General features: G+C 58.7%; 20 protein-coding genes. 8 read left to right on the top strand and 12 right to left on the bottom strand.

Annotated features, from left to right (window positions below):
• Positions 1–22: 22 nt before the first annotated feature.
• The 8 genes from ACUUL3_RS01160 to rsxC all read right to left on the bottom strand — a co-directional run bounded on the left by ACUUL3_RS01160 (position 23) and on the right by rsxC (position 8,647).
• Positions 23–1,120 carry a hypothetical protein gene (locus tag ACUUL3_RS01160; protein WP_448553793.1) on the bottom strand — a complete coding sequence of 366 codons (1,098 nt, stop codon included), beginning with the start codon at positions 1,118–1,120 and terminating at the stop codon, positions 23–25.
• Positions 1,121–1,539: 419 nt separating this feature from the next.
• Entirely contained in the window at positions 1,540–2,589 is a 1,050-nt protein-coding gene (locus tag ACUUL3_RS01155; protein WP_448553791.1) for an FAD:protein FMN transferase, read from the bottom strand.
• Between the two features lie 36 nt (positions 2,590–2,625).
• The gene (gene rnfB, locus ACUUL3_RS01150; RefSeq protein ID WP_448553789.1) at positions 2,626–3,498 is read right to left on the bottom strand and encodes an RnfABCDGE type electron transport complex subunit B; all 873 of its coding nucleotides are present in this window, start codon (positions 3,496–3,498) and stop codon (positions 2,626–2,628) included.
• Positions 3,499–3,652: 154 nt separating this feature from the next.
• On the bottom strand, positions 3,653–4,588 hold the full coding sequence (locus tag ACUUL3_RS01145; protein WP_448553787.1) for an electron transport complex protein RnfA: 936 nt from the start codon (positions 4,586–4,588) through the stop codon (positions 3,653–3,655).
• Between the two features lie 18 nt (positions 4,589–4,606).
• Complete coding sequence (rsxE, locus tag ACUUL3_RS01140) at positions 4,607–5,221, bottom strand: electron transport complex subunit RsxE (protein ID WP_448553785.1); 615 nt, start codon at positions 5,219–5,221, stop codon at positions 4,607–4,609.
• A gap of 41 nt (positions 5,222–5,262) precedes the next feature.
• The gene (locus ACUUL3_RS01135) at positions 5,263–6,171 is read right to left on the bottom strand and encodes an FMN-binding protein (RefSeq protein ID WP_448553784.1); all 909 of its coding nucleotides are present in this window, start codon (positions 6,169–6,171) and stop codon (positions 5,263–5,265) included.
• Complete coding sequence (locus ACUUL3_RS01130) at positions 6,168–7,175, bottom strand: RnfABCDGE type electron transport complex subunit D (RefSeq protein WP_448553783.1); 1,008 nt, start codon at positions 7,173–7,175, stop codon at positions 6,168–6,170. Before ACUUL3_RS01130 ends, ACUUL3_RS01135 begins: the two co-directional genes overlap by 4 nt.
• A 152-nt stretch (positions 7,176–7,327) precedes the next feature.
• Positions 7,328–8,647, bottom strand: coding sequence for an electron transport complex subunit RsxC (gene rsxC / locus ACUUL3_RS01125; RefSeq protein WP_448553782.1), 1,320 nt, complete (start codon positions 8,645–8,647; stop codon positions 7,328–7,330).
• Positions 8,648–9,129: 482 nt separating this feature from the next.
• Between rsxC and ACUUL3_RS01120 the strand changes: the two genes are divergently transcribed.
• From ACUUL3_RS01120 to ACUUL3_RS01100, 5 genes are all read left to right on the top strand, one after another.
• A complete protein-coding gene (locus ACUUL3_RS01120; protein ID WP_448553781.1) occupies positions 9,130–10,272 on the top strand; it encodes a glutamate synthase in 1,143 nt (380 codons plus the stop codon).
• Positions 10,230–11,870, top strand: coding sequence for a glutamate synthase-related protein (locus ACUUL3_RS01115; protein WP_448553779.1), 1,641 nt, complete (start codon positions 10,230–10,232; stop codon positions 11,868–11,870). Before ACUUL3_RS01120 ends, ACUUL3_RS01115 begins: the two co-directional genes overlap by 43 nt.
• A gap of 17 nt (positions 11,871–11,887) precedes the next feature.
• On the top strand, positions 11,888–14,221 hold the full coding sequence (locus tag ACUUL3_RS01110; RefSeq protein WP_448553777.1) for an FAD-dependent oxidoreductase: 2,334 nt from the start codon (positions 11,888–11,890) through the stop codon (positions 14,219–14,221).
• A gap of 362 nt (positions 14,222–14,583) precedes the next feature.
• On the top strand, positions 14,584–15,138 hold the full coding sequence (locus ACUUL3_RS01105) for a YkgJ family cysteine cluster protein (RefSeq protein WP_448553776.1): 555 nt from the start codon (positions 14,584–14,586) through the stop codon (positions 15,136–15,138).
• Positions 15,123–15,536, top strand: coding sequence for a COG4315 family predicted lipoprotein (locus ACUUL3_RS01100; RefSeq protein ID WP_448553774.1), 414 nt, complete (start codon positions 15,123–15,125; stop codon positions 15,534–15,536). Before ACUUL3_RS01105 ends, ACUUL3_RS01100 begins: the two co-directional genes overlap by 16 nt.
• Positions 15,537–15,651: 115 nt before the next feature.
• Here the strand turns inward: ACUUL3_RS01100 and ACUUL3_RS01095 are convergent, their stop codons facing one another.
• Positions 15,652–17,406 (bottom strand): cytochrome c3 family protein, encoded by a 1,755-nt coding sequence (locus ACUUL3_RS01095; protein WP_448553772.1) that lies wholly within the window; start codon positions 17,404–17,406, stop codon positions 15,652–15,654.
• 635 nt (positions 17,407–18,041) lie between these two features.
• Positions 18,042–18,203, bottom strand: coding sequence for a hypothetical protein (locus ACUUL3_RS01090; protein ID WP_448553770.1), 162 nt, complete (start codon positions 18,201–18,203; stop codon positions 18,042–18,044).
• A 474-nt stretch (positions 18,204–18,677) separates the two neighbouring features.
• On the opposite strand from ACUUL3_RS01090, the gene ACUUL3_RS01085 reads away from it, so the two are divergent.
• The 3 genes from ACUUL3_RS01085 to ACUUL3_RS01075 all read left to right on the top strand — a co-directional run bounded on the left by ACUUL3_RS01085 (position 18,678) and on the right by ACUUL3_RS01075 (position 21,948).
• A complete protein-coding gene (locus tag ACUUL3_RS01085; RefSeq protein WP_448553768.1) occupies positions 18,678–20,009 on the top strand; it encodes an ammonium transporter in 1,332 nt (443 codons plus the stop codon).
• A gap of 169 nt (positions 20,010–20,178) precedes the next feature.
• The gene (locus ACUUL3_RS01080; RefSeq protein WP_448553766.1) at positions 20,179–20,625 is read left to right on the top strand and encodes an Lcl C-terminal domain-containing protein; all 447 of its coding nucleotides are present in this window, start codon (positions 20,179–20,181) and stop codon (positions 20,623–20,625) included.
• 135 nt (positions 20,626–20,760) lie between these two features.
• Positions 20,761–21,948 carry a trypsin-like peptidase domain-containing protein gene (locus ACUUL3_RS01075; RefSeq protein WP_448553764.1) on the top strand — a complete coding sequence of 396 codons (1,188 nt, stop codon included), beginning with the start codon at positions 20,761–20,763 and terminating at the stop codon, positions 21,946–21,948.
• A 21-nt stretch (positions 21,949–21,969) separates the two neighbouring features.
• Here ACUUL3_RS01075 and nspC read toward each other — a convergent pair whose 3' ends face one another.
• Together nspC and ACUUL3_RS01065 are read right to left on the bottom strand one after the other, a co-directional pair.
• Complete coding sequence (gene nspC / locus ACUUL3_RS01070) at positions 21,970–23,130, bottom strand: carboxynorspermidine decarboxylase (protein ID WP_448553762.1); 1,161 nt, start codon at positions 23,128–23,130, stop codon at positions 21,970–21,972.
• A 59-nt stretch (positions 23,131–23,189) separates the two neighbouring features.
• Positions 23,190–24,380 carry a saccharopine dehydrogenase family protein gene (locus tag ACUUL3_RS01065; protein WP_448553760.1) on the bottom strand — a complete coding sequence of 397 codons (1,191 nt, stop codon included), beginning with the start codon at positions 24,378–24,380 and terminating at the stop codon, positions 23,190–23,192.
• Between the last annotated feature and the right edge of the window lie 183 nt (positions 24,381–24,563).

Genomic DNA, 24,563 nt, shown 5'->3' with positions numbered 1-24,563 from the left:
AAACAGCCATTGCCTTGCCACCTCAGGTCTTGATATTGACAATGATTCCGTCTTCATGTTCAAGAGTGTCCAGGATGGTCATCAGCTTATTGAGATCAAGAAGAACCTCCTGCTCCAGCCGGCACTCCGAACCATCCGCGCAATTATAGATGTCGATGCTATAGCCGGTGTCCCTCCTGGCGAGAACCAGGCGCAGGGGCACACCGCTGGCGGCCAGATCGTCATTGGCCTGCTTCACCTTCTGCCGAATGGATTTTTCCGCCGCCGGCTGAAGGGGCTGCGCCGCAGCTTCCCGGCCTCCCCCCTCCCCGCTTCTGTTCTGCTTTCTCTTTTCCCATTCTTTTTTGAGAACAAGCGGATCCACGCGCCGCGCTCTTCCGATTGGCAACGGCGGATTGATATCGTGCCGCACCGGCACCGGCTCGGCGGGAGGGGGGCTGGGATTCCTGACTTCATACACCGCGACCGCACTTCCATACTGAATGGGCTGGGCCGCTGCAGGCTGGGTCGTGAGCAACTCTTCGCCGGCAACCTCGGTCTCCCTGGCGGTGATGGCAGCCGGCCTTGCCGTGACGGCCGCGGAGGCGGGATTCGCCTCGGTCGCCGCCGCAGCCGCCGGACCTGTCTCCTCCCCTTGCCCTGGGGCCGGGATTTGCCCTGCCCCCACCACTGTCGCGGCGGCAATCGCCCCCTCCGAGATCGCCAAGGGCGCGGCCAGGTTCTGCACTGTCTCATTCACCGTCAACGCCGCTTCTTGGGCCGGACCCGCCCCTTGGCCCGCGACAGCGTTTTGCACCGCTTCATTGACAGCCAACGCGGCCTGCCGGGCCGGACTCAGGCCTTCCGACTCGGTGACCGTTGTCAGATCGGTATTTGCCCCGGAAGCCAACAACGGTTCGGCCGGGGAGGTCGGCACCAGGTTCAAGGTCTGCAGCGCCGAACTGCCCAGCAAGGCGGCTTGCTGGGCAGACGACAGATTCTGGGTCGCGGCAATCGCTACCGGAACGGGATTCTCAACGGTATGCAACGGAGAGGCGGCAAGGGGGACGGAACTCTTCTCCCGATTCTGCAGAACCTTGACCAATTCTCTATCTATACTGTTGATATTATCAACGGCCATGTCTTTTCTCCAGGCATGGGACATTGCTTCCCTTTTCGCGGAGCAGACGCATGCATCGGATACTCTTTTACATATACTTAAAAGATAAACAGAAAGAGAGCCACCGTCAATAGCGGCCACGGAACCTGCATTCCTGCGGGATATGCCCCATCCCTCAGCAGGGTCCGGGGTATGCGCGCGGCATTGAAAAAAGTGTCCGAGCCGGCTGCAAGGCATGGGCATTAACGGCCCGTTGCCAAAAGGGCTGTTGGCGGCACAGGGATGTGTCGCTGGATTTCCCGGCTCTGAAAGAACCTAGAGATACGTGGGGTTGGCAAAGCCTTCTTTGGCCTTGAAATGATATTTCCCTGACCGAGGGAAAAAAATCCCGCCGGGCCCGAAGAGCCGACGGGATTTTTCATTGCGCAAAAAAGGAATGGTCAGGCGGCCGAATGCCAGCCGGCCGAATGCCTGGTCTTGCCGTCGTGTCCGATCAGGAAGCATTCCAGGCCGGGTTGCGCATTGATAAGGGCAATGCCCGCGTCCGGCACCATGACGCAAAGGCTGGTGGCAAGGGCATCGGCATCCATGACCGTTGCCGCCTTAACCGTGACGCTGGTGGAGAGAACAGGGGAATGACCGGTGCGGCTGTCCACGATGTGGTGGAACATCTTCTCCCGGTCATAGTAAATTTCATAGTCGCCCGAGGTGGCGATGGCGCCGTTATTCATTTTCACCACATCCGGATAGACCTTCTTCTTGGCGGGATCCTGGATGGCCACGGTCCAGGCCTTACCCTTGGCGGCCAGCCCGCTGGTGCGGATATCGCCGCCGGCATTGATCAGATGATTCACCACCCCGTTCCTGCTCAGAATCTCGGAGGCCCGGTCGACGATATAGCCCTTGGCTATACCGTCCAGGGTGATGCCCATGTTTTTTCGGGTAAAGGAAATGTTGCCTTCGGCGAAACGGAGATGCTCGGAACCGATCAGGGGCAGCAGCGCCGCGATCTCCGCCTCGGAAGGCTTGCCACCCGAGGCAAAACGTTCCTTGTAGAGATCGATCAGAGGCTTGACCGTTATGTCGAAGGCGCCTTGAGTCTGGCGGTGGTAGAAAAGGGAACGGGCAACCAGTTCGAGAACCTCCACCTCGCCGCGGGCAAGCGCGCCGGTGTCGTTCAAGTGCGACACGGCGGAACCGGAATCATACCGGCTCAAGAGCCTGCTCAGCCGCTCGATCTCCTCAAAGGCCAGACCAATGGCGTTTTCCGCCTCATCGCGGGAGGCGTGGATGGCGGTCATGGCAACGAAGGTACCCATGGCCAGCCTGGTGGTCGAAACTTTATACTCCTTGTTGCCGAAAAGAACCGCCTCTGCCTTCGACACCGGCAGCAGGGCCGCGCCTGCCGCGCCAAGACCGAGCAGGCCGGAGAGCTTCAGAAAGGATCTTCTCTTTACATCACACTGGTATGCCGTATTTCTGTTCATCATTTTCCTCTCCGCGGGGATAAAACTGAAGCGAGGGGGTTAGGAAGCCATCTTCAGGCCTGCCGCCTGCCTGGCCACCACCGCTCTGCCATCATATCTTCTCATGATCTTCCTGGGGCACTTCTCCACGCATACCTCCTGGCACTCCGGCCCGTAGGCGATGCATTTCGGGTGATCGATCCTGATCAGCCCCTCGGTATGGGCAATGGCTTCGGCAGGGCATTTCTTGACGCACATCTGACAGGAAATACAGCCCACCTCGCAAACCTTGCGCACGTTCTTGCCGAGATCCTTGGTGCTGCAGGGCACATGCACCCTGGCCTTCAGGGTCATCAGCTCGATCACCCGCTTGGGACAGGTACGCACGCAGGTGCCGCAGCCGACGCACTTATCAGGATTGACCAGCGGGAAGCCGTCAACCATGGTGATGGCGTCAAAGGGGCAGCTTTCCGCGCATTCGCCAAGACCGATGCAGGAATACTGACAGGCGGACGGTCCGCCGAAGCCGAGATTGGCGGCGGTACAGGAGGCAAAACCGATATACTCGTGCTTGTGGCTGACCCGCCCCTCAAGCCGCGAACAACGGACCAGGGCGACCATGTCCTCCACGGCCGCCATCTTCTTGCCGGTGATCTCCGCCACCTTGGCGGCCACCGCCTCCTTGCCCGGATAGCAGAGATTTGGCGCCACCTCCGGATCGTTGACCACCGCGATGGCATAGCCCTCGCAGCCCGGATACCCGCAGCCGCCGCACTGGGCGCCGGCCAGCACATGCAGGACCGCCTCGATTTTGGGGTTGGCCTCCACGGCGAATTTATGTGCCGCCAGGGCCAGGCCGATTCCGAAAAACAGGCCGATGCAGCCGAGCAGGGCAATGCCGCCCAAGGCGAGTTTGATCAATTGTGGATCCATTTCCTACCTCTCCCATAAACAAGGGAATAACTGAAAAAATCCAACGCAAAAACGCAGAGGCGGGAAGATAACCTCCCCAATAAGGGCTCGCCGTTAATAACACGGCTCAAACTTTGCGACTTTGCGCCATTGCGTTCAAATTTTCCAACGGCTCCTAAAAAATATTCAGCCCGGAAAAGCCTAGAAAAGCCAAAGCGAACTGCCCGGCCACGATAAAGGCAATGGGCACGCCTTTAAAGGTCGGCGGAATCTTGGCGAGTTCCATCCGTTCCCGGACCGAACTCATGAGATAAAGGGCCAGGAGAAAGCCGCCGCCGGCGCCCAGGGCAAGCATGAACGATTCGAAGAAGTTGTACTCGTTATCCGCCAGGATCAAAGGCACCGCGATGATCACGCAGTTGGCGATGACCAGCACCAGATAGACACCAAAGGCGTTGAACAGGGCAGGGTTCACCTTGCGCAGGATGGTATCCACCGCCTGCACGGTGAGGGAAACCAGTCCGATGAAGATGACAATCTGCAGGAAATTGAGACCGTAAGGCTTCATGACGAACTGATAAAAAAACCAGCTCATGATGGCGGAGACCACCATGACAATGGTGAAGGTCAGCCCCATGCCCTTGGCCGTATCCTTGCGTTTCGAGGTGCCGAAGAACACGCAGAGGCCGAGATATTTGGTGAAAACGAAGTTGTTGATCAGAAGCGCGCTGACCAAGATGGAAAGCAGATAGCCCAGGTAGGACTTCATCACCCGGAAGCTCTCTGCCGCCTTGCCCGCCTGCGTCAGGTTGGCGATGGAGACGACGTGGGCCTGTGTGCTGTTCAGGGGCTCGGCAAAGGTCAGGATCGCGGTTTTGCCGTCCGCGGCCAGGGCAACATTCGTCAGCGGCAGCCGGATATCAGGATCCTGCTCCTCGTAAACCACGTAATTGGCTGGATTGGTGACCGTTGCCGCATCCATGGCCGCGGCAAAAGTCACCACGATCTCATTGGCTTTGCCGAAGCTCTTCCCGGCGACGAGCCCTTCCGCCTGGGCCAGAACCGGCAGAAGAAGAAGGGCGACAAGGGAAAGCAGTAATTTTCTGAACATGGCGGGATTCTTCATGGCTCAGGCCCGTTTCGCGCGTTTGTAAACGATTTCGATATAGTTAAAAAAGGCCATCATCAGGCCCACACAGAAAAAGCCGGCAAAGGGCAGGACAAAGAAGAGGAGCGGCTTGAAGCCGAGCACATCATAGCCGAGGATGGTGCCCAGGCCCAGCAGTTCCCGGACAAGGCCCAGGGCCATCATGCCGAACATGAAACCCAGACCCATGCCGATGCCGTCCCAGAAAGAGGCATTCACGCTCTCCTTGCAGGCGAACATCTCAAGGCGCATGGTGATGATGGCAAAGGCCACGATCAGCTTGATGAAGATGCCCATTCTGGCATAGGCCTCGGGCAGGTAGGCGGCAAGGACCAGATCGATGACCGTGACCCAGGTGGCGATGGTCAGGGTGTAGGTCGGAATCCTGATGCGGGGGTGGATCTTGTTCTTGAACAGGGCGATGGTGCAGCTGGAGAAAACCTGGACAAAGAGCACGGCCACCCCAAGCATGAAGCCGTTCATCACCGTGGTGCTGATGCCCACTGCGGGGCACATGGAAAGGACAAGACGGAAAATGGGGTTCTCGTTCAGGATCCCGTTTACCACCAGTTGCATGTTCGATTTATCGGTTGCCACAATATCTTCTCCGAAATGAGTGGGCGGGCCACGGCCCCCTTTTAAAAGGGCACGGCAATATGCTGCTCCGCAAGAACCCGGTCAAGAATCGCGATGCGATAGGCGAATTTCCTGACCATGCCCTTGACGCCGCTGGTGACCGAGCGGCTGGAAATCGTCGCGCCGGTCAGGGCATAGATATCGTTATCCTTATACTGCTCCTGGATCTTTGCCACTTCTTCCGCGCCCAGCCCGCCCCGCTTGCCAGCCTCAAGGGCCTGGAGGTAATCGCCGGGCAGCGGAGTTTTCACCACATCCAGTTTCCTGATGGCATCAAAGGGCTTGCCCTTGAACTGATTCTTGAAATAGTCCTGGACGATCTCGCCGCCCAGGCCGGGATCTTCCTCGTGTTCCATGATCTCCAGGCCCAGGATGCCATAAGCGGGGTCCACGGCCATCATGACCTTGATAAAGGTCTTGAAGCCGGGAAACTTGCCGGGCAACAGATAGGCCATCCGTTTTTCGCCGTCGGTGACGATGATGGTCTGATCCGCATAGCGGATGGTCCTGCCCGGGCCGAGGACCGACAGGATCGCCTGCTCGCGGGCGTCGGCCTCCCGGGCCTCTTCCTCGGCAATGGTCACGGGATGCCGGGCGAGGAAATTGCCGTCCAGATCAATGGCGACAAAGGCGAAACCGCCGCGCCCTTCATCGGCAAGGGGGACCAGATAGCCCATGCTCAGGGCCTCGCCCTCGGTGATGATATAGCGGTAGAGCGCATGCATGCCGAGGGAAGCCGGGGCCGGATTCTTCTCCGAATAGCCGAGCAGGTTGAGCATGACCTTCTGCTCCTTGACATGCTCGTTGTGCTTCTTTGCCTTGCTGGTCATCACAAAGGCAGCGCCCATGACCGCGCCGGCCAGCAGACAGGAAACGGTGAGGCGGAAAATGATGGTGAGAATAGTTTTCATTTTGCACCTCCCATGGGCGGCGCAAATCGTTTCGGCTTGAAGAAGCCGTCCAGCACCGGACTCACCGGATTCATGAGCAGGATGGCGTAGCAGATGCCCTCCGGATAGCCGCCCTTCAGGCGGATGAGCACGGTAAGGGCGCCAATGCCGACCCCGTAGATGAGCTGCGAGGTTTTGTTGGTGGGACAGGTCACATAATCATTGGCCATGAAAAAGGCCCCGAGCAAAGCGCCGCCGGAAAGAACGGCCAGGAGCGGGTCGCCCGAGAGCAGGGTTTCACCGCCGAACAGCCAGGTAAGCAGGCCGATGGTGGCGAGGACGGAAACCGGGATGTGCCAGGTGATATAGCCGCGATACATGAGATAGAGCCCGCCCAGTACGATGCAGAGCCCGGAGGTCTCGCCGATGGAACCTGGCCGCCAGCCCAGAAAGAAATTGGTATAGAGATTGGGAGCGGCGCCGAATTGCTGGGTGAGGGCCGCCATGCCGTGCTCCTTGAGCACCGCCAGCGGCGTAGCCGTTGAGACGGCATCGACCGAGGAGCCGAGATGGGAGAAAATCGCCATCTCGGAAAGGGGCGGCAGCCAGGCAGAGGTCATGGCCACCGGGAAGGTGGCCAGCAGAAAGGCGCGGGCCAGAAGAGCGGGGTTGAAGATATTGTAACCGATGCCGCCCAGCAGGTGCTTGCCGACATAGATGGCCATCACCGCGCCCAGGACCGGGAGCAGATAGGGAACGCCCGGGGGAATGACAAAGGCGATCAGCATGCCGGTGATCACCGCGCTGCCGTCCCTGACGGATATCCTGCGGCCGAGCGCTTTCTGGCTCATGGCCTCAACCGCCACGCAGCTTGCCACACTGATTGCGGTGATGATCAGGGTCTGAATCCCGAAAACGAAAACCGATACGACCAGGGCCGGCACCAGGCAGGCCACCACGGTCCACATGATTTTTTCAACCGACTCGTTGCTTTTCACATGGGGGGAAACGGAAACTTTCCACAATCCCCGCGCTGTTTCAGGCAACCGGTTATCTGGCGCTTGCTGTTCGATGACTCTTCTCCTTAAAAACTGTTATGGAACGCCGGGAAAGGGGGGCGCCGCAGAGTGTCTGGTCCGCGTGGATCCCGGTCCCTGCGCACTTGCGTGTATTTCTTCTACCGTTTCGCCTTCATCTTGGCCAGACGGATGAACTGCACCAGGGGCCGCTTGGCCGGGCAGACATAGGCGCAACAGCCGCATTCAAAGCACTCGAACACTCCGAACTGCCCCGTATCCTGCGGACGCCCGGCTTCAACATAAATGGCGACCTCCTTGGGCTCAAGACCCATGGGGCATGCCTCCAGACACCACCCGCAACGGATGCACTGGGAGTGGGGAGTGGTGTCGATCTCGTCCTCGGCGAGAAAAAGGACCGAGGAGGTGGTTTTGGTGACCGGAATATCCAGGGAGGAAACGGCAAAGCCCATCATGGGCCCGCCCATGACGATCTTGGAAAGGGCCGGGGTGACGCCGCCCAGATATTCGACGATGTCGCTTATCCTGGTGCCGACCTTGACCAGCAGGTTGGCGGGCCGCCTGATGCCCTTGCCTGCGATGGTCACCACCTTTTCGTACAGGGGCTTGCCCAGCACCACCGCATCGTGGATGGCCTTGGTGGTGCTCACGTTGTGCACCACCACCCCCACCGCCGAGGGCAGGGCAAAGGCCGGCACCTTGCGGCCGGTGATGGACTGGATGAGCTGCTTTTCCGAGCCCTGGGGATACTTGACCTGCAGGGGCTGAACCTTGATCTCGCCCTGGGGGGAGGAAGCGGCTGAAGCCGCCTCGCTCATGGTCTTGATGGCATCGGGCTTGTTGTTCTCAATGCCGATGCGGCACTTCTTGATGCCGAGAATTTTGAGGATCACCCTGGCGCCCTCGACAATCTCGCGACTGTGCTCGACCATCTGGCGATGGTCCGCGGTAATGTAGGGCTCGCACTCGGCGCCGTTCAGGATCAGGGTATCCACCGGATTGTCCGGCGGCGGACTGAGCTTGACATGGGAGGGGAACCCGGCGCCGCCGATACCGATGATGCCGGCGTCGTGCACCTTGGCCAGGAGCTCTTCCCTGCCGAGATTGTGCCAGTCACACCGGGAATACTGTACCGGGGCCACTTCCCTGTTGGTCTGAATGGTAATGGTGGGCGCGCTGACGCGCATGGGATGCCCGGAAGTGCCGAAGGCCTTGACGGTGCCGGCAACCGGGGCGTGAATGGGCACACCGAGGCCTTTCTTCACCTCGCCGATCCGATCGCCTTCCTTCACCTCGTCCTTGAGTGCAACCGTTGGGGTGCAGGGCGCGCCGATATGCTGTCCGAGAATAATCTCAAGTTCGTCAGGGGCGGCCATCACCTCGATGGGAAGGTTCGCGGTCATGCCCTTGGACTCGGGCGGATGCACACCGCCCTTGGGGAAGGTCAGTAAGGATACCATGTCGTTTGCCTGGAGCGAGCGGGGGAAAACCCACCGCCCGGCCACGGATTAAATACACTCTTATTTTCCACTCTCCGCACGACACACAAGCACTCTGCCCGCGGCCAAGGAGACTTGTTCGGTAATAACCCATTGCTCGGTTTTGTCAAGAAAAAAGCATGAAAAAATATGCCTTTGAGCCTGTCTGGCCAGACCGCATTACATATTTGCAATAAAATACCCACCAGACAGGGAACAGCCATTTTATTCCACCGCCGCCCTCTCTTTTCTTGACAACCAATCCCAACAGATGTATTAAAAAGCTCCCAAGTTCGCCCAACTTGGTCAAAAAACACAAATTACAAAAATGCAAAATTTTTAAATTGCACTTTTGTAGCGTTTGAAGATAGCAATGCCATTGGCTCGTTTTTCAACCCTGTACCATGCCGGCTGATTTGCGCCTTGGAGATCAGCCGGCATCAATATTAATGAAGGAGCATCACATGTGCCGGTTAGCAATGAAAACCGCAAGTGAGCCATTCTCCCCTTTTTCGGTCCTCCAGTCAATGGAAGCCATGCAGGAAGGGTATGACGGCAGCGGCCTCGGTCTGCTGCTGCGGGGCTTGAACTTTGCGGATTACAAATACAATTCCGGCGACCCGGTTCTCTCCGGAATCGCCCACTCGGAAGAGGCTCTGGCGCGCCTGAATCTTATCATGGATACGGCCGGCTTCGAACTGAAGTACGACCATGAGTTTGATGTCATAAAATCCCTGATCGAGGCCAAGGATCGACACAAGTATATTCTCCGCGTCTACAAGCAACCGGCGACCTGGAAGAAATTCTCCCCCGAACAGGTGGAGAATGAGCTGATGCTGACCCGCCTCACGCTCCGCAAGGATGGTGAGGCGCACGGCAACGACCTCACCGTTTTTTCCCTCTGGCCCGAGGTGGCGATGATCAAGGAGGTAGGCTGGCCGCTGGACATCGGTATCGCCTTGGGTCTTGACTCCGGTCGGATCAAGAGCCGAATCTGCATGGCCCAGGGCCGTCAGAACACCAACTACGGCATCAATCTCTACGCCTGCCATCCTTTCTTCATCCAGGGCATCGCCACCATGACCAATGGCGAAAACACCGCCTTCATTCCCATCAAGGACTGGCTCACCGGCCGCTCCTTTCCAGGCTACATCGGCTACCAGTCCGACTCCGAGGTTTTCGCCCACATCCTCCACTACGTGACCAAGCAGCTCAAGCTGCCACTGGAGGCTTACAAGCACGTGATCACTCCGCTCAAAAACGAGGAACTGGCCAAGCACCCACAGGGCGAGTTTCTCCGCGGTCTGCGGGACGCCTGCCGCCGCCTGATCATCGATGGCCCCAACGCGGTGATCGGCACCCTGCCCGATGAAACCAGCATGCTGGTCATGGATGCCAAAAAGATGCGGCCGGCCACGGTTGGCGGCAAGCCGGGCGAGTGGGCCATTGCCTCCGAGATGTGCGGGGTGGATGCCATGATTCCCGACCGGGATCGTTCCAAGGATTTTCAGCCCATGCGTGAGCATACCGTTATTATTCCTCCAGACAGACAGGAGTTACAGATATGGTCTCAGTTCGATCGATTTCCAATACCCCAAGCAGCTTAACCCCCAACGATCTGCCCTGGATCATTGAGCACAACGAAGAGCGCTGCACCTTATGCGGCCGCTGCGCCTCCGTTTGTCCGGTTGGCACCTTAAAGCTCACCTACATGCGCAAGCGCATGCCCAAGCTGATCCTTTCCTCCAGCGAGCGGGGCAGCTCCTACAAGACCTTTGTCGGGATACGCCAGTCCACCGAAATCAGCAAACGCTGCATCGGTTGCGGCTCCTGCGCCATGGTCTGCCCCAATGAGGCGATCCATCCGGTTCATAACGCCGTCCGCGACCGCTTCCGTTTTCTCGACACCCAGAGGGGCGAACCGGCAAAGCGCGGCGGACGCCGCAACGTGCCGGGCGCAAGCCTGCTCGACCAGATCATTTTCGACCGCATCTCCATGCTCACCGATCCGGCCCTTGATGCCGGCCGGCACGAGTTCTACTACAACACCCTGCTCGGCCGCGTCCTGCCGCCGGAAGAATATGTCCGCCGGAAGCTGGCCGGAGAATGGATTCCGCCGGTGCGGGAGATCTTCCCCTTTATCATCGGCTCCATGAGCTTTGGCGCCCTTTCTCCGAACATGTGGCTGGGCCTGCTCCAGGGCGTTGCCTATTGCAACGAGGTTCTTGGCATTCCCGTGGTCATGGCCACCGGCGAGGGCGGCTGCCCGCCCTGGGTGCTGAAGAGCCCCTTCCTGAAATACATCATCCTGCAGATCGCTTCCGGTTACTTCGGCTGGGACGAGATCATCCGCGCCATCCCCGAGATGCAGTGCGATCCGGCGGCCATCGAGATCAAGTACGGCCAGGGCGCCAAACCCGGGGACGGCGGGCTCCTGATGTGGTTCAAGGTTTCCAAGCTCATTGCCCGGTTGCGCGGCGTACCGGAAGGCGTTGACCTGCCCTCGCCGCCGGTGCACCAGACCCTCTACTCCATCGAAGAATCGGTCATGAAGATGATCCAGACCATGTCCATGGCCTGGAACTTCCGGGTGCCGGTGTATCCGAAGATTTCCGGCTCCACCTCGGCAAAGTCGGTTCTGAACAATCTGGTCCGCAACCCCTATGCCTCCGCGCTGCTGATCGACGGCATCGACGGCGGCACCGGTGCCGCCTACAACATCAGCATGGACGCCACCGGGCATCCCATCGCCTCCAACGTGCGCGAATGCTATCTTGACCTCTGCGCCCAGGGCAAGCAGAACGAGATTCCGATCTTCGCCGCCGGCGGTATCGGCAAGAACGGCAACGTGACCCAGAACGGCATGGCCCTCGTCATGCTTGGGGCCAGCGGCGTACACATGGGCAAGTACATCATGCAGGCCGCCGCAGGCTGCCTGGGCAACGAGAACAATCGTTGCAACGTCTGCAACATCGGTCTCTGCCCCAAGGGCATCACCAGCCAGAACCCCAAGCTCTACCGCCGCCTCGATCCCGATCAGGTCGCGCAGCGGGTGGTTGACACCTTCATGTCCATCCGCACCGAGATCAAAAAGATCATGGCGCCCCTGGGCCGTTCCCAGAGCCTGCCCATCGGCATGTCCGACGCCATCGGCATCGAGGACAAGGATGTCGCTGAACGGTTGAATATCAGATATATCTGTTAACATAGAAGGAGCAAGCTGTGAGCAAAGCAATTGTTGTAAAAGGGCTTGATGAAAACGGCCAGCGCATCAGCTCCAAGATCTTCGAAGAGATGGTCCAGGGCGCTTTTGCCAGATCAAGAAAGCTGAAACTGGAAACCTACGGTCAGCACAATGTCGGCGGCCGCCTTAAAAACGGCGGCAAACCCGTGGATATCGAAATAACCGGACCCTGCGGCCAGCGCCTTGGTTGCATGGGCATGCCCGGCACCACCATCACCTGCAACGGCCCCGCCTCCGACGACGTCGGCTATCTCAACATCGGCGCCGAAATCACCGTCAAGGGCGATGCCACCAACGGCGTCTGCAACGCCACCGCCGAGGGCAAGGTCTACATCGGCGGCTCCATCGGCGCCCGCGGGCTCACCATGACCAAATGGAACCCCGAGCACAATCGGCCCGAGCTGTGGGTTCTGGGCTCCACCGGCGACACCTTTGCCGAGTTCAACTGCGGCGGCATCGGCGTCATCTGCGGCATCGAACCGAAGAATCCGCAAAACGTCCTGGGCTACCGACCCTGCGTCGGCATGGTCGGCGGCTGGATCTATTACCGCGGCAAGACCGACGGCTCCTATGACCAAAAAAGCGTCATGGCCGTTCTCCCCGACGACGAACAGTGGCAATGGCTGATGGACCGCATGCCCACCTTCCTCAAAAAAATCGGCCGGCCCCGACTGCTCAAGAAACTTTCCAAGCGCAGCGAATGGATGATGCTCAAGTCCATCCCTCCCCAGGACCGGGCTCTGATGTTTTCCGGCCCCATGCCCATGGCGGAGTTCAAGCGCAAGATCTGGAATCCTGGCTTTGGCGGCGGCGATCCCATCCGCGACCTTGCTCCGGGTCTCGACCGTTCTCCCATCGGCATGATCGAAACCGGCGATCTCAGGCGCCGAAAACCCTTCTGGGCCAACCGCGACAAGGCGGCACCCTGCGCCTACTATTGCCCGGTGCATATCCCCACCATCGACCGCCTGCGGCTGATGCGGGAAGGCAAGGAAAAGGAAGCCTACGAAATGCTCATGGAGTATACGCCGCTGCCCGCGTCGGTTTGCGGCCACATCTGCCCCAATCTCTGCATGCAGAACTGCTCCCGCCAGCTGGTGGACGAAAAGATCGACGTCCAGATGCTCGGCCGCGCCGCCCGGGATGCCAAACCGCCGAAACCGGCGAAATCCCTGGGCAAGAAGGTCGCCATCATCGGCGGCGGACCGGCCGGCATGAATGCCGCCTGGCAGCTGGCCAAGGCCGGGGTGGAGGCGCACATCTTCGAACGCGACCAGCAGCTGGGCGGCAAACTCGCCCAGGTTATCCCATGGGAACGCCTGCCTCGGGCGATCTGGGACAAGGAAATCCAGCGATTTCTTTCCATGCCCGGGATCAAGGTGAACTTCGGGGTTTCCATGACCACGGAAAAATTCAACGAGTTGAAGAAGAAATATGACCACGTCATCGTGGCGGTGGGCACCCATCAGCCGCGAATCATTCCCTTCCCAGGCCATGAACGGGTGCTGGCCGCCCTTGACTTTCTCAAGGAGGCCAAGAGCAGCAAGCCGCCCAAAATCGGCAAGCAGGTGGTCATCATCGGCGCGGGCAACGTCGGCTGCGACGTGGCCTGCGAGGCCTATCGCCTCGGCGCCCAGGAGGTCACCCTGGTGGATATCCAGAAGCCCCTGGCTTTTGGCAAGGAGAAGGCGGCGGCCGAAGCATTGGGCGCCAAGTTCAAATGGCCGGTCATGACCAAAGAAGTCACCAAGGAAGGCCTGATCGACGCGGCAGGCCAGCTCATTCCGGCCCAGACCGTGATCATCTCCATCGGCGACGTGCCGGCCCTCAAGTTCCTGCCCGAAACCGTGGAAGTGATAACGGTGGGCGGCGCGGGCTGGGTCAAGTGCGATGCCACCGGACGCACAAGCGATCCGAAGGTTTCCGCCATCGGCGACGTGGAGCGGCCGGGACTCGCCACCAACGCCCTGGGCGCCGGCAAGAACACGGCGGATGCCCTGATCGCCTCTTTCAAGGGCGAAGAGTACAGACCCTTCACCAAAACGGTTGTCTCCCAGTGCGATCTGACCCCTGCCCATTACGAACCGATCCGGCCGGCGGCCACCGCCGCCGAGGAAGCGGAGCGCTGCATGAGCTGCGGCTCCTGTCGCGACTGCCACCTCTGCGAGACCATCTGCCCCACCCAGGCGATCTCGCGGGAAACGCTGCCCGACGGCTCCTACCGCTACGTCTCCGACGACGAGAAATGCATTGCCTGTGGCTTCTGCGCAGACACCTGCCCCTGCGGCATATGGGTCATGAAGCCCTTCTAAGCTCTAAGCGTTATTGCCGTTCCAAGCTCCTGCCGGTGAAGTTCCGGCAGGAGCTTTTTTTTGCTTCCCATCCCCTCACACTCCAACCCTGCCGAGCACAGCGCAAAGGAAGAGTCCCTCCCTGCCTGGGGATGCCGTTGACAACTATCCCGGCTTCGGGATATAAGATCTGTATCTCACCAGTCGTTGCAGCAATCGTGTGGCAACGGACCACCCCTTACCTGACGGAGTGTCTTACACAAAGGCGCATTGCAGGGCCCCTCCCCACCCAATGATTCCCAATCCTTTCGGAATCATTGGGATCGCCGTACGCCCCCCACCGAGCGACCGGATGGCAAACACATCATTCATGAGGAAAAAGTATGCGTTTATGTGCTGTTTGCGCCAAGCAGGGCAGGACGTGTTGTGTTTCCCGCGACATCCTTCTGAGCATTGGAGATCTGCACCGCATCACCGCCCATATCGGCCAAAGCGATTTCTTTGAACTGAGGGCGCCGCACTCTTCGGAATATCTGCATCAGGAAGATGACCCCAACTGGAACCTCTATACTCTGCGGGGCAATGGTTGCCGACGGGTCCTGAAGCACTCCCGCCCGGGCATCTGCTGGTTCCTGCGGGATTCGGGCTGTGTGCTGCCCGAGGCGGTGCGGCCGCTGGTTTGCCGGCTGCATCCATTTGAATACAACGAGGAGGTACTCACCGGCCTCTCCAGGGAGTGCCCGGCGGATCACCTTCCTCCCGGACAAACTCTCCTCGCCAATCTTGCCATGAACTTCCAAGCAGGGGAAGAGTGGCGATGCCAGCTTTATGACGAGCTGCGCGCCGAACGCAACCGCACGGCAAAGTCCGGCCCGGAGAAGAACCCGGACCAACCCGCATCGCTTACCGCAAGGAGAGAACAATGTATAAATGGATAAAATCCCTTCTTGCAGGCGTTGTTGTTCTCAGCGTGGCAACGCCTGGCTTTACCATGGAGCTGAAAATCGGCAACAACCAGACGGTGGGCAATTACCTTGCCGATCAGGACGGGCGAACCCTTTACTGGTTCAAAAACGACGGCCGGGAGGAAAGCCACTGCGACGGCGCCTGCCTGAACAAGTGGCCCGTTTTTCTTGCCGAACCGCTGGTTCCTCCTGCAGGCCTGTCCGCCGACGACTTCAGCGTCATCCGTCGGGACGACGGGAAAAACCAGACCACCTTCCGGGGCCATCCTCTCTATTATTTCGCCGGAGACAAAACAGCCGGCGAGAGCAAGGGCCATGGGAAAATGAAAATCTGGTTCGCTGCGGCCCCCACCCTGCTCCCCCTGAAATGACGGCCAGGCCCTGCCGGCAGGGCTGACAATGTTCTTTGCCGCCCGGCAAACAAAAAAAGGGACGCCGAGTTCGGCATCCCTTTTTTTGTTGTTCAGCAAACGCAGTGCTTATTGCTTAAAACCTATGGCACTTTGAGCACTCATAGCCCTTTTCAATATGCTTCTTATGACTGCTTGCCCCCCGCCAGGACTTGCTGCCGTGGCAATCGTTGCAGAGATCGCCCTGGGGTTTCACCAGACCGATGGGCTCGCTGGTGTGGCAGCTGGTGCACTTCATCGCCTGCTCGCCCCCCGCATGTTCCTTGTGCATGGACTCAAAGGATGCGCTCTCCGAAGAATGGCACAGGGTGCAGCTCTTGACTTTGGCCGGCCAGACATGGTAGCCGAGCTGAGCAAAGGGGAGCATCTTTGTCCCGTCAGGGGTGATCCCGGAGGAAGTATGACACTCGCTGCATTGCGGCGCCTTGCTCTTGGGGTCAACCCCATGGGTGATCAGCATCTCGGCATTGGCCTCAACCAGGGTGTAGTTGCCCACCAATCCCTGATCCTCCATGCCTTTTTGCACCGCCAGGTCGAAATCGCCGGTCATGAACATCCACATGATGGCGGGCGGCACGATCTGGCCATTGTCGAGCAGGGGCATAACCGTCCAGTGATTCTTGATCGGCACGATCTTCGATTTACCGTCAAAGGCATTGCCATTCGCCTTGGCCATGGTATAGGTGCCGTCCGCGTTGGCCTGGATGGTCTCACCGGTATTATAGACGTAGGAGGTGCCATCAAACCAACGGTATTCCGGCTTCACGTTGGCCACCTTGACCTCATGGCCGACGAATCCACCCTGACCTGAGCAGAAAGCGGGATTCCAGTGCGGTTCACGCCAATCGCGGGACATCTCGGTGGCGCCGCCCTTGGCAAAGGTACGGATATGGCAGACCTGGCAGGAAACCTGACCAGCGGCATGCCGGTTCAGGGTGCTGCTGTCGTGCGGCGCAGCGCTATGGCAGTTGGTGCATTTGGGATCAACCGCTTCGCTCTGGCGCAGATCGATGCCGCGCCCGCCGATCTTATGGCCGGTGCCGCCATGGCAGGAGGTACAACTCAAATTGGCGCCGGCCGATGCCATATGCACGTCCTGATCAACGGTGGGATTGGCGGAGTTGAGCCCCATGTCGCCGCGCTTGGTCCAATCACCGCCGCCCGCCTTGGCATGACAGCGCAGACAGGATTGTTTGGTGGGCATATGCACGGTACGGGCCAGATCAACCATGGTTGTCCCGGCAGGCATTGCCGAAAAATCAGGCTCGGTGAAGTAGTTCCCCGCCGCATCCACCAGTCCGAAAATATAGGTCTTGGTCTCGCCGAGAACATTGGTGACCGTCTCGCTGTTGGTGGGATCTGCGGTGAACTTGCGCTGGTAAGTATCCTGATGGCACATCAGGCAGTCAACATCAGTCAGGCTTGGGGGGTGCGGGGCATTGCCGTCGGCTCGCACATGACAGGTGAAACAGGCCCCCTTGGAGGACATGGCATAGGTGCAGAAGGTGTTGATGCCGCCGATCGCCTTGCCCAAGTCCTCACCGCTGGTGTTGCTCAGCTTCGGGGTGGGACCGGCCCACTGCATGTGCAGGCTGTCCAGCATCTCCTGCGCCTCGGCCTGATGGCAGGCGATACAGGTGGATGGCCCGTCATAGGCTTGAATGGACTGGTGGGCCGTAAGCGCGCCGCCAGCCGCCGGTTCGGAGCTCACCGTTGTTGTGGCGGTGGTTGACGTGCGTCTTGACTTATAGGTACGCTTGTCCCTGTCATCGGCCTGGGCGGATGCGAGCATCAATGCCAGGGCAGTTACTGTAAGCAGAACTTTTTTCATTGTGTTTCCCCTCATTTCATTCTCTTTTTTTTCACGAAAAAATCGTTTGCATCTTACTGCCTTGCCAGCACCTGAGATTCCACCTCCTTTTTTGGGCTGCGTTTTCGCCTGGGGTTTTCACCCATCGTCTTGGATAAATATACCCAACATCAGCAACCATAACCGATGTGTCAATTTGCCGCAAGTAAAAATACCCACCAAATTTTCCTGATATTCTAAGACATTTGAGCTACAATGCTGCCCAAGCCGCAAAATCAATGGACAGAAATACCCACCACCATTTCCGCTGTTGATTCCAAAAACGCAGGGAGCGCGGCCAGAAAATTCGCCATGGCTTCCCAAAGAGCATTCGGGGCCGATGGACTGCGTTGAAAGGGGGGTTCCCAGGAAGGGCGGCATCAAGATCAGGGGCCAGTTCCCGGCCTTGAAGCAAATGGAAGGCTTGTTTGCTGACGGCAGAAATCACAATCCGGACACGGTTACAACGCGAATGGCTCCGTGAATCCTCACGCCGTCGACCAGAACCGTGTGTTGCCCGGCCTTTCTGAACCTCCAGCCATTGGAAATCCCATTGGGCCGGACAAAAAAAAAGCAGGGAGATCCCTGCTTTTTCACCATTTATCAAGAATGGCTGCTCAGTTGTCTTCGTACACCTCGGTAACGGTCATCTTGCAGGTGGCATTGGAATATTTTTTATGAAATTCGTACATGGCCATGGGCACATTCGGCGCCCTGACAATGGCCTTTTCGATTACCGCGGTTCGCCACAACTCAGGCCCCCCAGATTTAAACTTCACCACGAATCTCCGCATCGCCCCGCCCTCTTTTATCCATGCCGGGCACGAAGGCACCGTCCCCAACCACTCACCTTGGTGCATCATGCCCAATCTTTGGGAAACAGCATCGCACTAATTTCCTGACCGGTCAATACCTAAATACTACGAAATCTCCCCCGATTCAGAAGACAACAGTTTGTTTTTACATACTAAAAAAAATCTGCCCCACCATGAAAAAAATATTCCTCCCAATTCAACATCGGCATCACTGGCCTGCCAGGAGTCATTTCCGCAAAAAAAATATACAAATACGTGAAACATCGCGCCATTACTTACGTATTTGTATACAAAATAAAGTGAGGGGGAGGACAACAAAGCACAAAAAAGTCGTATTCACAAGAGGATAAACATAGCACCCCCTTGTGGCATGATTTTCGCTACGAAATCTTCCCTTTCAACGACAACCTCAAAACCTGCGGGCAAAAGGAGCTCTCCATGGGAAAACGCTTGTTCCTCACTCTTCATGCCGGCATGAGCGCCCTGTTCATGCCGAATCTTGCCTGGGCCGCTGATTGCCAACCGGTGGACAGCGGCACCACCGCCTGGATGCTCATTTCCACCGCCCTTGTCCTGCTGATGATCCCGGGTCTGGCCATGTTTTACGGCGGCCTGGTCCGCACCAAGAATGTACTCGGAACCATGATGCACAGTTTTGTTTCCATGGCGGTCATCGGTGTCCTGTGGGTGGTCTGCGGTTACAGCCTTACCTTCGGCAAGAGCATCCTGGGGGGCATCATCGGCTGGAATCCGGATTACTTTTTCCTGCGTGGCATTGACGACATGGTTACCAACGGCGTTCCCGAATATGTGCTCGCCATGTTTCAGGGCAAATTCGCCATCATCACCCCGGCCCTGATCAGCGGTGCCCTGGCCGAACGCGTCTACTTCCGGGGCTACACACTCTTCATCGTCCTTTGGTTCCTCTTGGTCTACACCCCCCTCTGCCATTGGATATGGGCTCCGGACGGCTGGCTATTCAACGCCGGCGCAAACGGGGTGATCGACCTTGCCGGCGGATTGGTCATCCATGTTTCCGCAGGCGTCAGCGCCCTGGTGGTGGCGATCTTCCTCGGCCCCCGGCGCGATTACCCGAAAACCGCCATGCACCCCAACAATCTGGTCATGACCATGATGGGCGCAGGACTGCTCTGGGTGGGATGGTATGGCTTCAATGCAGGGTCCACCGTCCAGAGCGGCCTCGACACCGCCCGGGCCCTGACCATGACCCAGATTTCCGCGGCCAGCGGCGCCCTCACCTGGCTGATCATCGAGGCGGTTGCCTTCCGCAAGGCCACCTCGTTGGGCTTTGTCTCCGGCATCCTTGCCGGCCTGGTGGTCATCACCCCGGCTGCTGGCGTTGTGCAGCCGACAGGCGCCCTCATTCTCGGCGCCGCCTCCTCCCTGCTCTGCTACTATGCACTGATCATGAAGATGAAACTCGGCTATGACGACAGCCTGGATTGTTTCGGCATCCACGGGGTCGGCAGCGGCCTGGGCGTATTGCTGCTTTCCTTTTTTATTCGGGACAGCTGGATGGAAAAGGCTTCGGCAGCGACAGGCGGGACCTGGACCGCCCTTGACCAGTTAAAAATCCAGCTCCTGGGCATGGGAGTCACCATCGCCCTTGCCGCGGTCGCCACCACCATCATCTGTATTGTCGTTGAGAAAACCGTGGGATTCCGCATCGACAGCCAGGGCGAACTCGAAGGCCTCGACAAGTCTCTGCACGGAGAAACAGGCTACGGACTGATCTTCCCGGATCGCTGACACGCCCACCCTTGCCCACGCAACCGAAAAAGCCGGAACCTGCCGGGATCCGGCTTTTTTCATGCCCGCCACCCTTCCATCCTTACAAACTTGTAAAAAAAGGTTGCAATCGGTCCAGCGCCTGATCCACCCTGAAAAAAACAGCCGGTTGCCGGCAAAGGGGGAAATCATGCAAAAATTCATCCTTACCGCCACATTCATTGCCGTCGCCCTGCTGCATCATGCCTGCGTCGGAAACCGGGGCGCAGAAAGACGATTGCCCCTGCGCAACCTCGGCAACGGGGCCTGCCAACAGGCATCCGGTCTCATGTGGCAGGCGGGAACCAGCCCGGTGTTCGACAACTGGAACGAAGCCAGTTTCTATGCGGAAAATCTTGAATTGGCCGGCCATGACGACTGGCGCCTCCCCAGCAAGGAGGAGCTCTACACCCTCTGCAACCTCTTCGACTTGCAGCAGGCGGGAGACTGCCGGCTGGAAATCGACAACAACTACTGGACCGGCGGCCAGCCCGAGCATGGAGAGGTGGGCTTCTGGGAATCCTATTCCCTCTGCGGAGGCTCTGAATTCAAATACATCCCCGCCCGGGAAGGTGTGGTACGCGCGGTCAGACCCTGAAGCATGAGCCACCGGCAGCTCGCTTTTCCCTTTCGGACTTTCACTTTTCCCGACTGCATTTTGACCCTTGCTCCCTGCCAGAAGAAGGGAATATAATTACAATTCCACGCCAGCGATCCGGGGAGGGTAATACAGATGGAATGTCCCAAATGCGGCCACAGCCAAAACGAAACGGTTGAATGCAAAAAATGCGGCATCATCTTTGCCAGGTATCAGCAACACCAGGAAAAAATCGCCGCAAAAAAGGCGGAACCCGCGGAGATCCTCTCCACTCCCGTCTCCCCCGACCGCAACCCGGGCTGGCTGAAAATGGCGGCCGCCCTAGCCCTCCTTGCCGGCGGCGCGTTTTACCTCCTGCAACCCCCCCCCACCCCGCGCCACTCCGCCCAGAACGGCAAGACCGAAGTCTCCCGGGAGCAACAGCGCCCGGCGTCGCCCCGGCCGGACGAAACAGTCCGCGCCGCGACCGCCGGGCCGCCCCTGCACCAGGATTTCTCCCTGGAAGGCATTGCCGGCCAGCTCGCCAAAAAATTTCCCGCCAACAACGGGCTGGAGTGGGCCAGAAACGCCACGGTCTTCATCAGCACCCCGTGGGGCAGCGGTTCCGGTTTTTTCGTGAGCGGCAACGGCCAGATAATCACCAACCGCCATGTGGTGGAATTCGATGCGGCCAAGTTGAAAAACCTGCAGACCAAGGCGGACAAACTCAAATCGGAACTGGACAAGGCGCTCCGTAACATCACCTATCTGGAAAACCAGCTTCCCGGGATCAGCAACCCGCAGGTACATGGGCAGGTGGCGGAAGAGATAGAGCAGAGGCGGCGGGAATATGAGAAATATAATGGTCTGCACAAGGAAACCCAGGAGCAGTTGGACAGGATAGCCCGCTCCTCATGGGTCTCCGATGTCAAGGTGACCTTGATCGATGGCACGGAATTCCCGGTGGAGTCCCTTCAGGTCAGCGGCAACAACGATCTGGCCCTGCTGGGCATCGACTGCTACAACGCACCCTACATAAACGCCTCGCAAACACTCTTCCAGATCAACCAGGGGCAGAAAATCTATACCATCGGCAACCCCGCCGGGCTGCGCCACACCGTTACCGCCGGCATCATCTCCGGCTTCAGGGAATATCAGGGAAAAACCCTTATCCAGATAGACGCCCCGATCAACAAGGGCAACAGCGGCGGACCACTGGTCGATGAAACGGGAAAGGTGCTGGGCGTGAACACCATGACCCTCACGGACACCGAAGGCATCGGCTTTGCCATTCCCTTTGCCGAGGCACAGAAGGAATTCGCTCTGGCGCCGCCGGAAAATTGACGGGCCGTGCGACCGTTTTTTTCAGGAAAGCCTGGAACGATAATCCGGGTAGCCGAACTCCCGCACCACCTGGAAATTACCGGTGCGGGAATCGCAGACCACTATGCTGGGAAGCCGCACCCCGTTAAAGGTGGTGGTCTTGACCATGGTGTAATGGGCCATGTCGCCAAAGACCAGCCGCTGGCCGATCTTCAGGGGCTCCGGGAAGGAAAAGTCTCCGATCACGTCGCCGGCCAGGCAGGATAGGCCGCCGAGCTTGTAGGTATGAGGAAATTCGCCGGGCTCGCCGGCGCCGAAGAGCACCGGCCGATAGGGCATCTCCAGCACATCGGGCATATGGGCGGTGGCCGAGATGTCCAGGATGGCGATATCAACCTCGTTGCGCACGATATCGAGCACCCTGGTGACCAGGACGCCGATGTTGAGGCCGACGGCCTCGCCGGGCTCCAGATAGACCTGGACGCCGTATTTGTCCTGAATGCGGCTGATGGTGGCGCAGAGGCGGTCAAGATCATACCCTTCCCGGGTGATGTGATGGCCGCCGCCGAAGTTGACCCATTTCAGGCCCGGGATGAACTCGCCGAACCGCTTTTCAAAGGCCTGCACCGTATGTTCCAGGGCATCGCTGTCCTGCTCGCAAAGGGCATGAAAATGCAAGCCCTCGATGCCGGCGAGCAATTCGGGCCGGAACTGCTCCCGAACCACGCCCAGCCGCGAATACCGGCCGCAGGGATTGTAGAGATCCACATCCACTTCGGAATACTGGGGGTTCACCCGGATGCCGCAGGAAATCTTCTTGCCGGCCGCCGCCACCTGTTCCCGGAAATGCCGCCACTGATTGAAGGAGTTGAAGACCAGATGGTCGGCGCAGCCGAGAATCTCGGCAAACTCCTCGTCGGCATAGGCCGGGGCATAGACATGCACCTCCCGGCCGAACTCTTCCGCGGCCAGGCGCGCCTCGGAAAGGGAACTGGCGCTGGCCCCGTGCAATACCTCCCGGATCTGGTCAAAGAGGCTGAACATGGCAAAGCCCTTGAGGGCCAGGAGAATCCTGCCGCCGGTGCGCCGCTGCACCCCGGCCAGAATGGCGAGATTCCTGGCCAGGCTGGCCCGATCGCAGACGTAGCTTGGCGTCGGCACTCCGCTGATGTCAAAATCGATGTTGATTACCTTATGGCCCATTCTTTCCCGTCCAGAGTTACCGGTTCACGGCCTCGCCGCCAGCGGCCCACGCAGGCCGCTTATTTCAGCTCTTTCACCTCCCACGGCAGGCCGTGGAGGTTGAGCTTCTCCATGAAGGGATCCGGGTCGAGTTCCTCCATGTTGAACACCCCCTTGCCCCGCCACTTGCCGGTGAGCATCATCATGGCGCCGATCATGGCCGGCACCCCGGTGGTGTAGGAGATGGCCTGGGAACCCACCTCGCGGTAACACTCCTCATGGTCGCAGACGTTGTAGATATACACCTGGCGGGGCTTGCCGTCCTTGACACCTTCCATGACGTTGCCGATGCAGGTCTTGCCCTTGGTCCGGGCCCCCAAGGAGGCGGGGTCGGGCAGCAGGGCCTTCAGAAACTGCAGGGGGATGATCTCTTTTCCCTCGAACAAGACCGGCTCTATGCTGGTCATGCCCACGTTCTGCAACACCTCCAGATGCTTGAGGTAGTTGTCGGAAAAGGTCATCCAAAAACGGATGCGCTTAAGACCCTTGATGTTTTTCGCCAGGGACTCAAGCTCCTCATGGTACATGAGATAGGCATTCTTTGGGCCGATCCGGGGGAAATCAAAACTCTGTTTCACGCTGAGGGGCGCGGTTTCCAGCCACTGCCCATTCTCCCAGTACTTGCCCTTGGCGGTGACCTCCCGGATATTGATCTCGGGGTTGAAGTTGGTGGCGAAGGGATGGCCGTGGTCGCCGGCATTGGCGTCCAGGATATCGATATAATGGATCTCGTCGAAATAATGCTTTGCCGCATAGGCGGCGTAGACATTGGTCACGCCCGGATCAAAGCCGCTGCCCAAAAGCCCCATCAACCCCTTCTCCTTGAAGCGCTCCTGGTACTCCCACTGCCACCTGTAGCAGAATTTCGCCTCGTCCGGCGGCTCGTAATTGGCGGTATCCAGATAATCGACCCCGGTTTCCAGGCAGGCGTCCATGATGTGCAGATCCTGATAAGGCAGGGCCAGATTGAGCACCAGCCTGGGCTGCACCTTCCTGATCAGGGCCACGGTCTCGGCGACATTGTCGGCATCGACCCGGGCGATTTCGATATCGCGGCCGGTTTTTTCCTTGACGGATTTCCGGATGTTCTCACATCTGGAAACGGTCCTGCTGGCAAGGCATATTTTTGAAAAAACCTCGGGCACCTGCGCACACTTGTGCGCCACCACACCGCCGACGCCGCCGGCTCCGATTATCAATACATTGCTCATGGCACTCTCCTCGACCTTTCATCTCAGGATCCTGAAAAACCCATCCGCGGCAGCAAAACAACAACCAGTCAGCCGCATTACATTTTTGGGCAGTATACACGAAGCGCGCATCTTTTACACCTTGCAAGCTGCGAATTCTCCGGGGGAAAAACAGCCATTCCCCAGGGAGAAAACGGGGAAAAA

The organism is Thiovibrio sp. JS02 (assembly GCF_053485635.1).
Note: the sequence above shows the minus strand (reverse complement) of the source record. Positions and strands in the feature narration are given on the sequence as shown.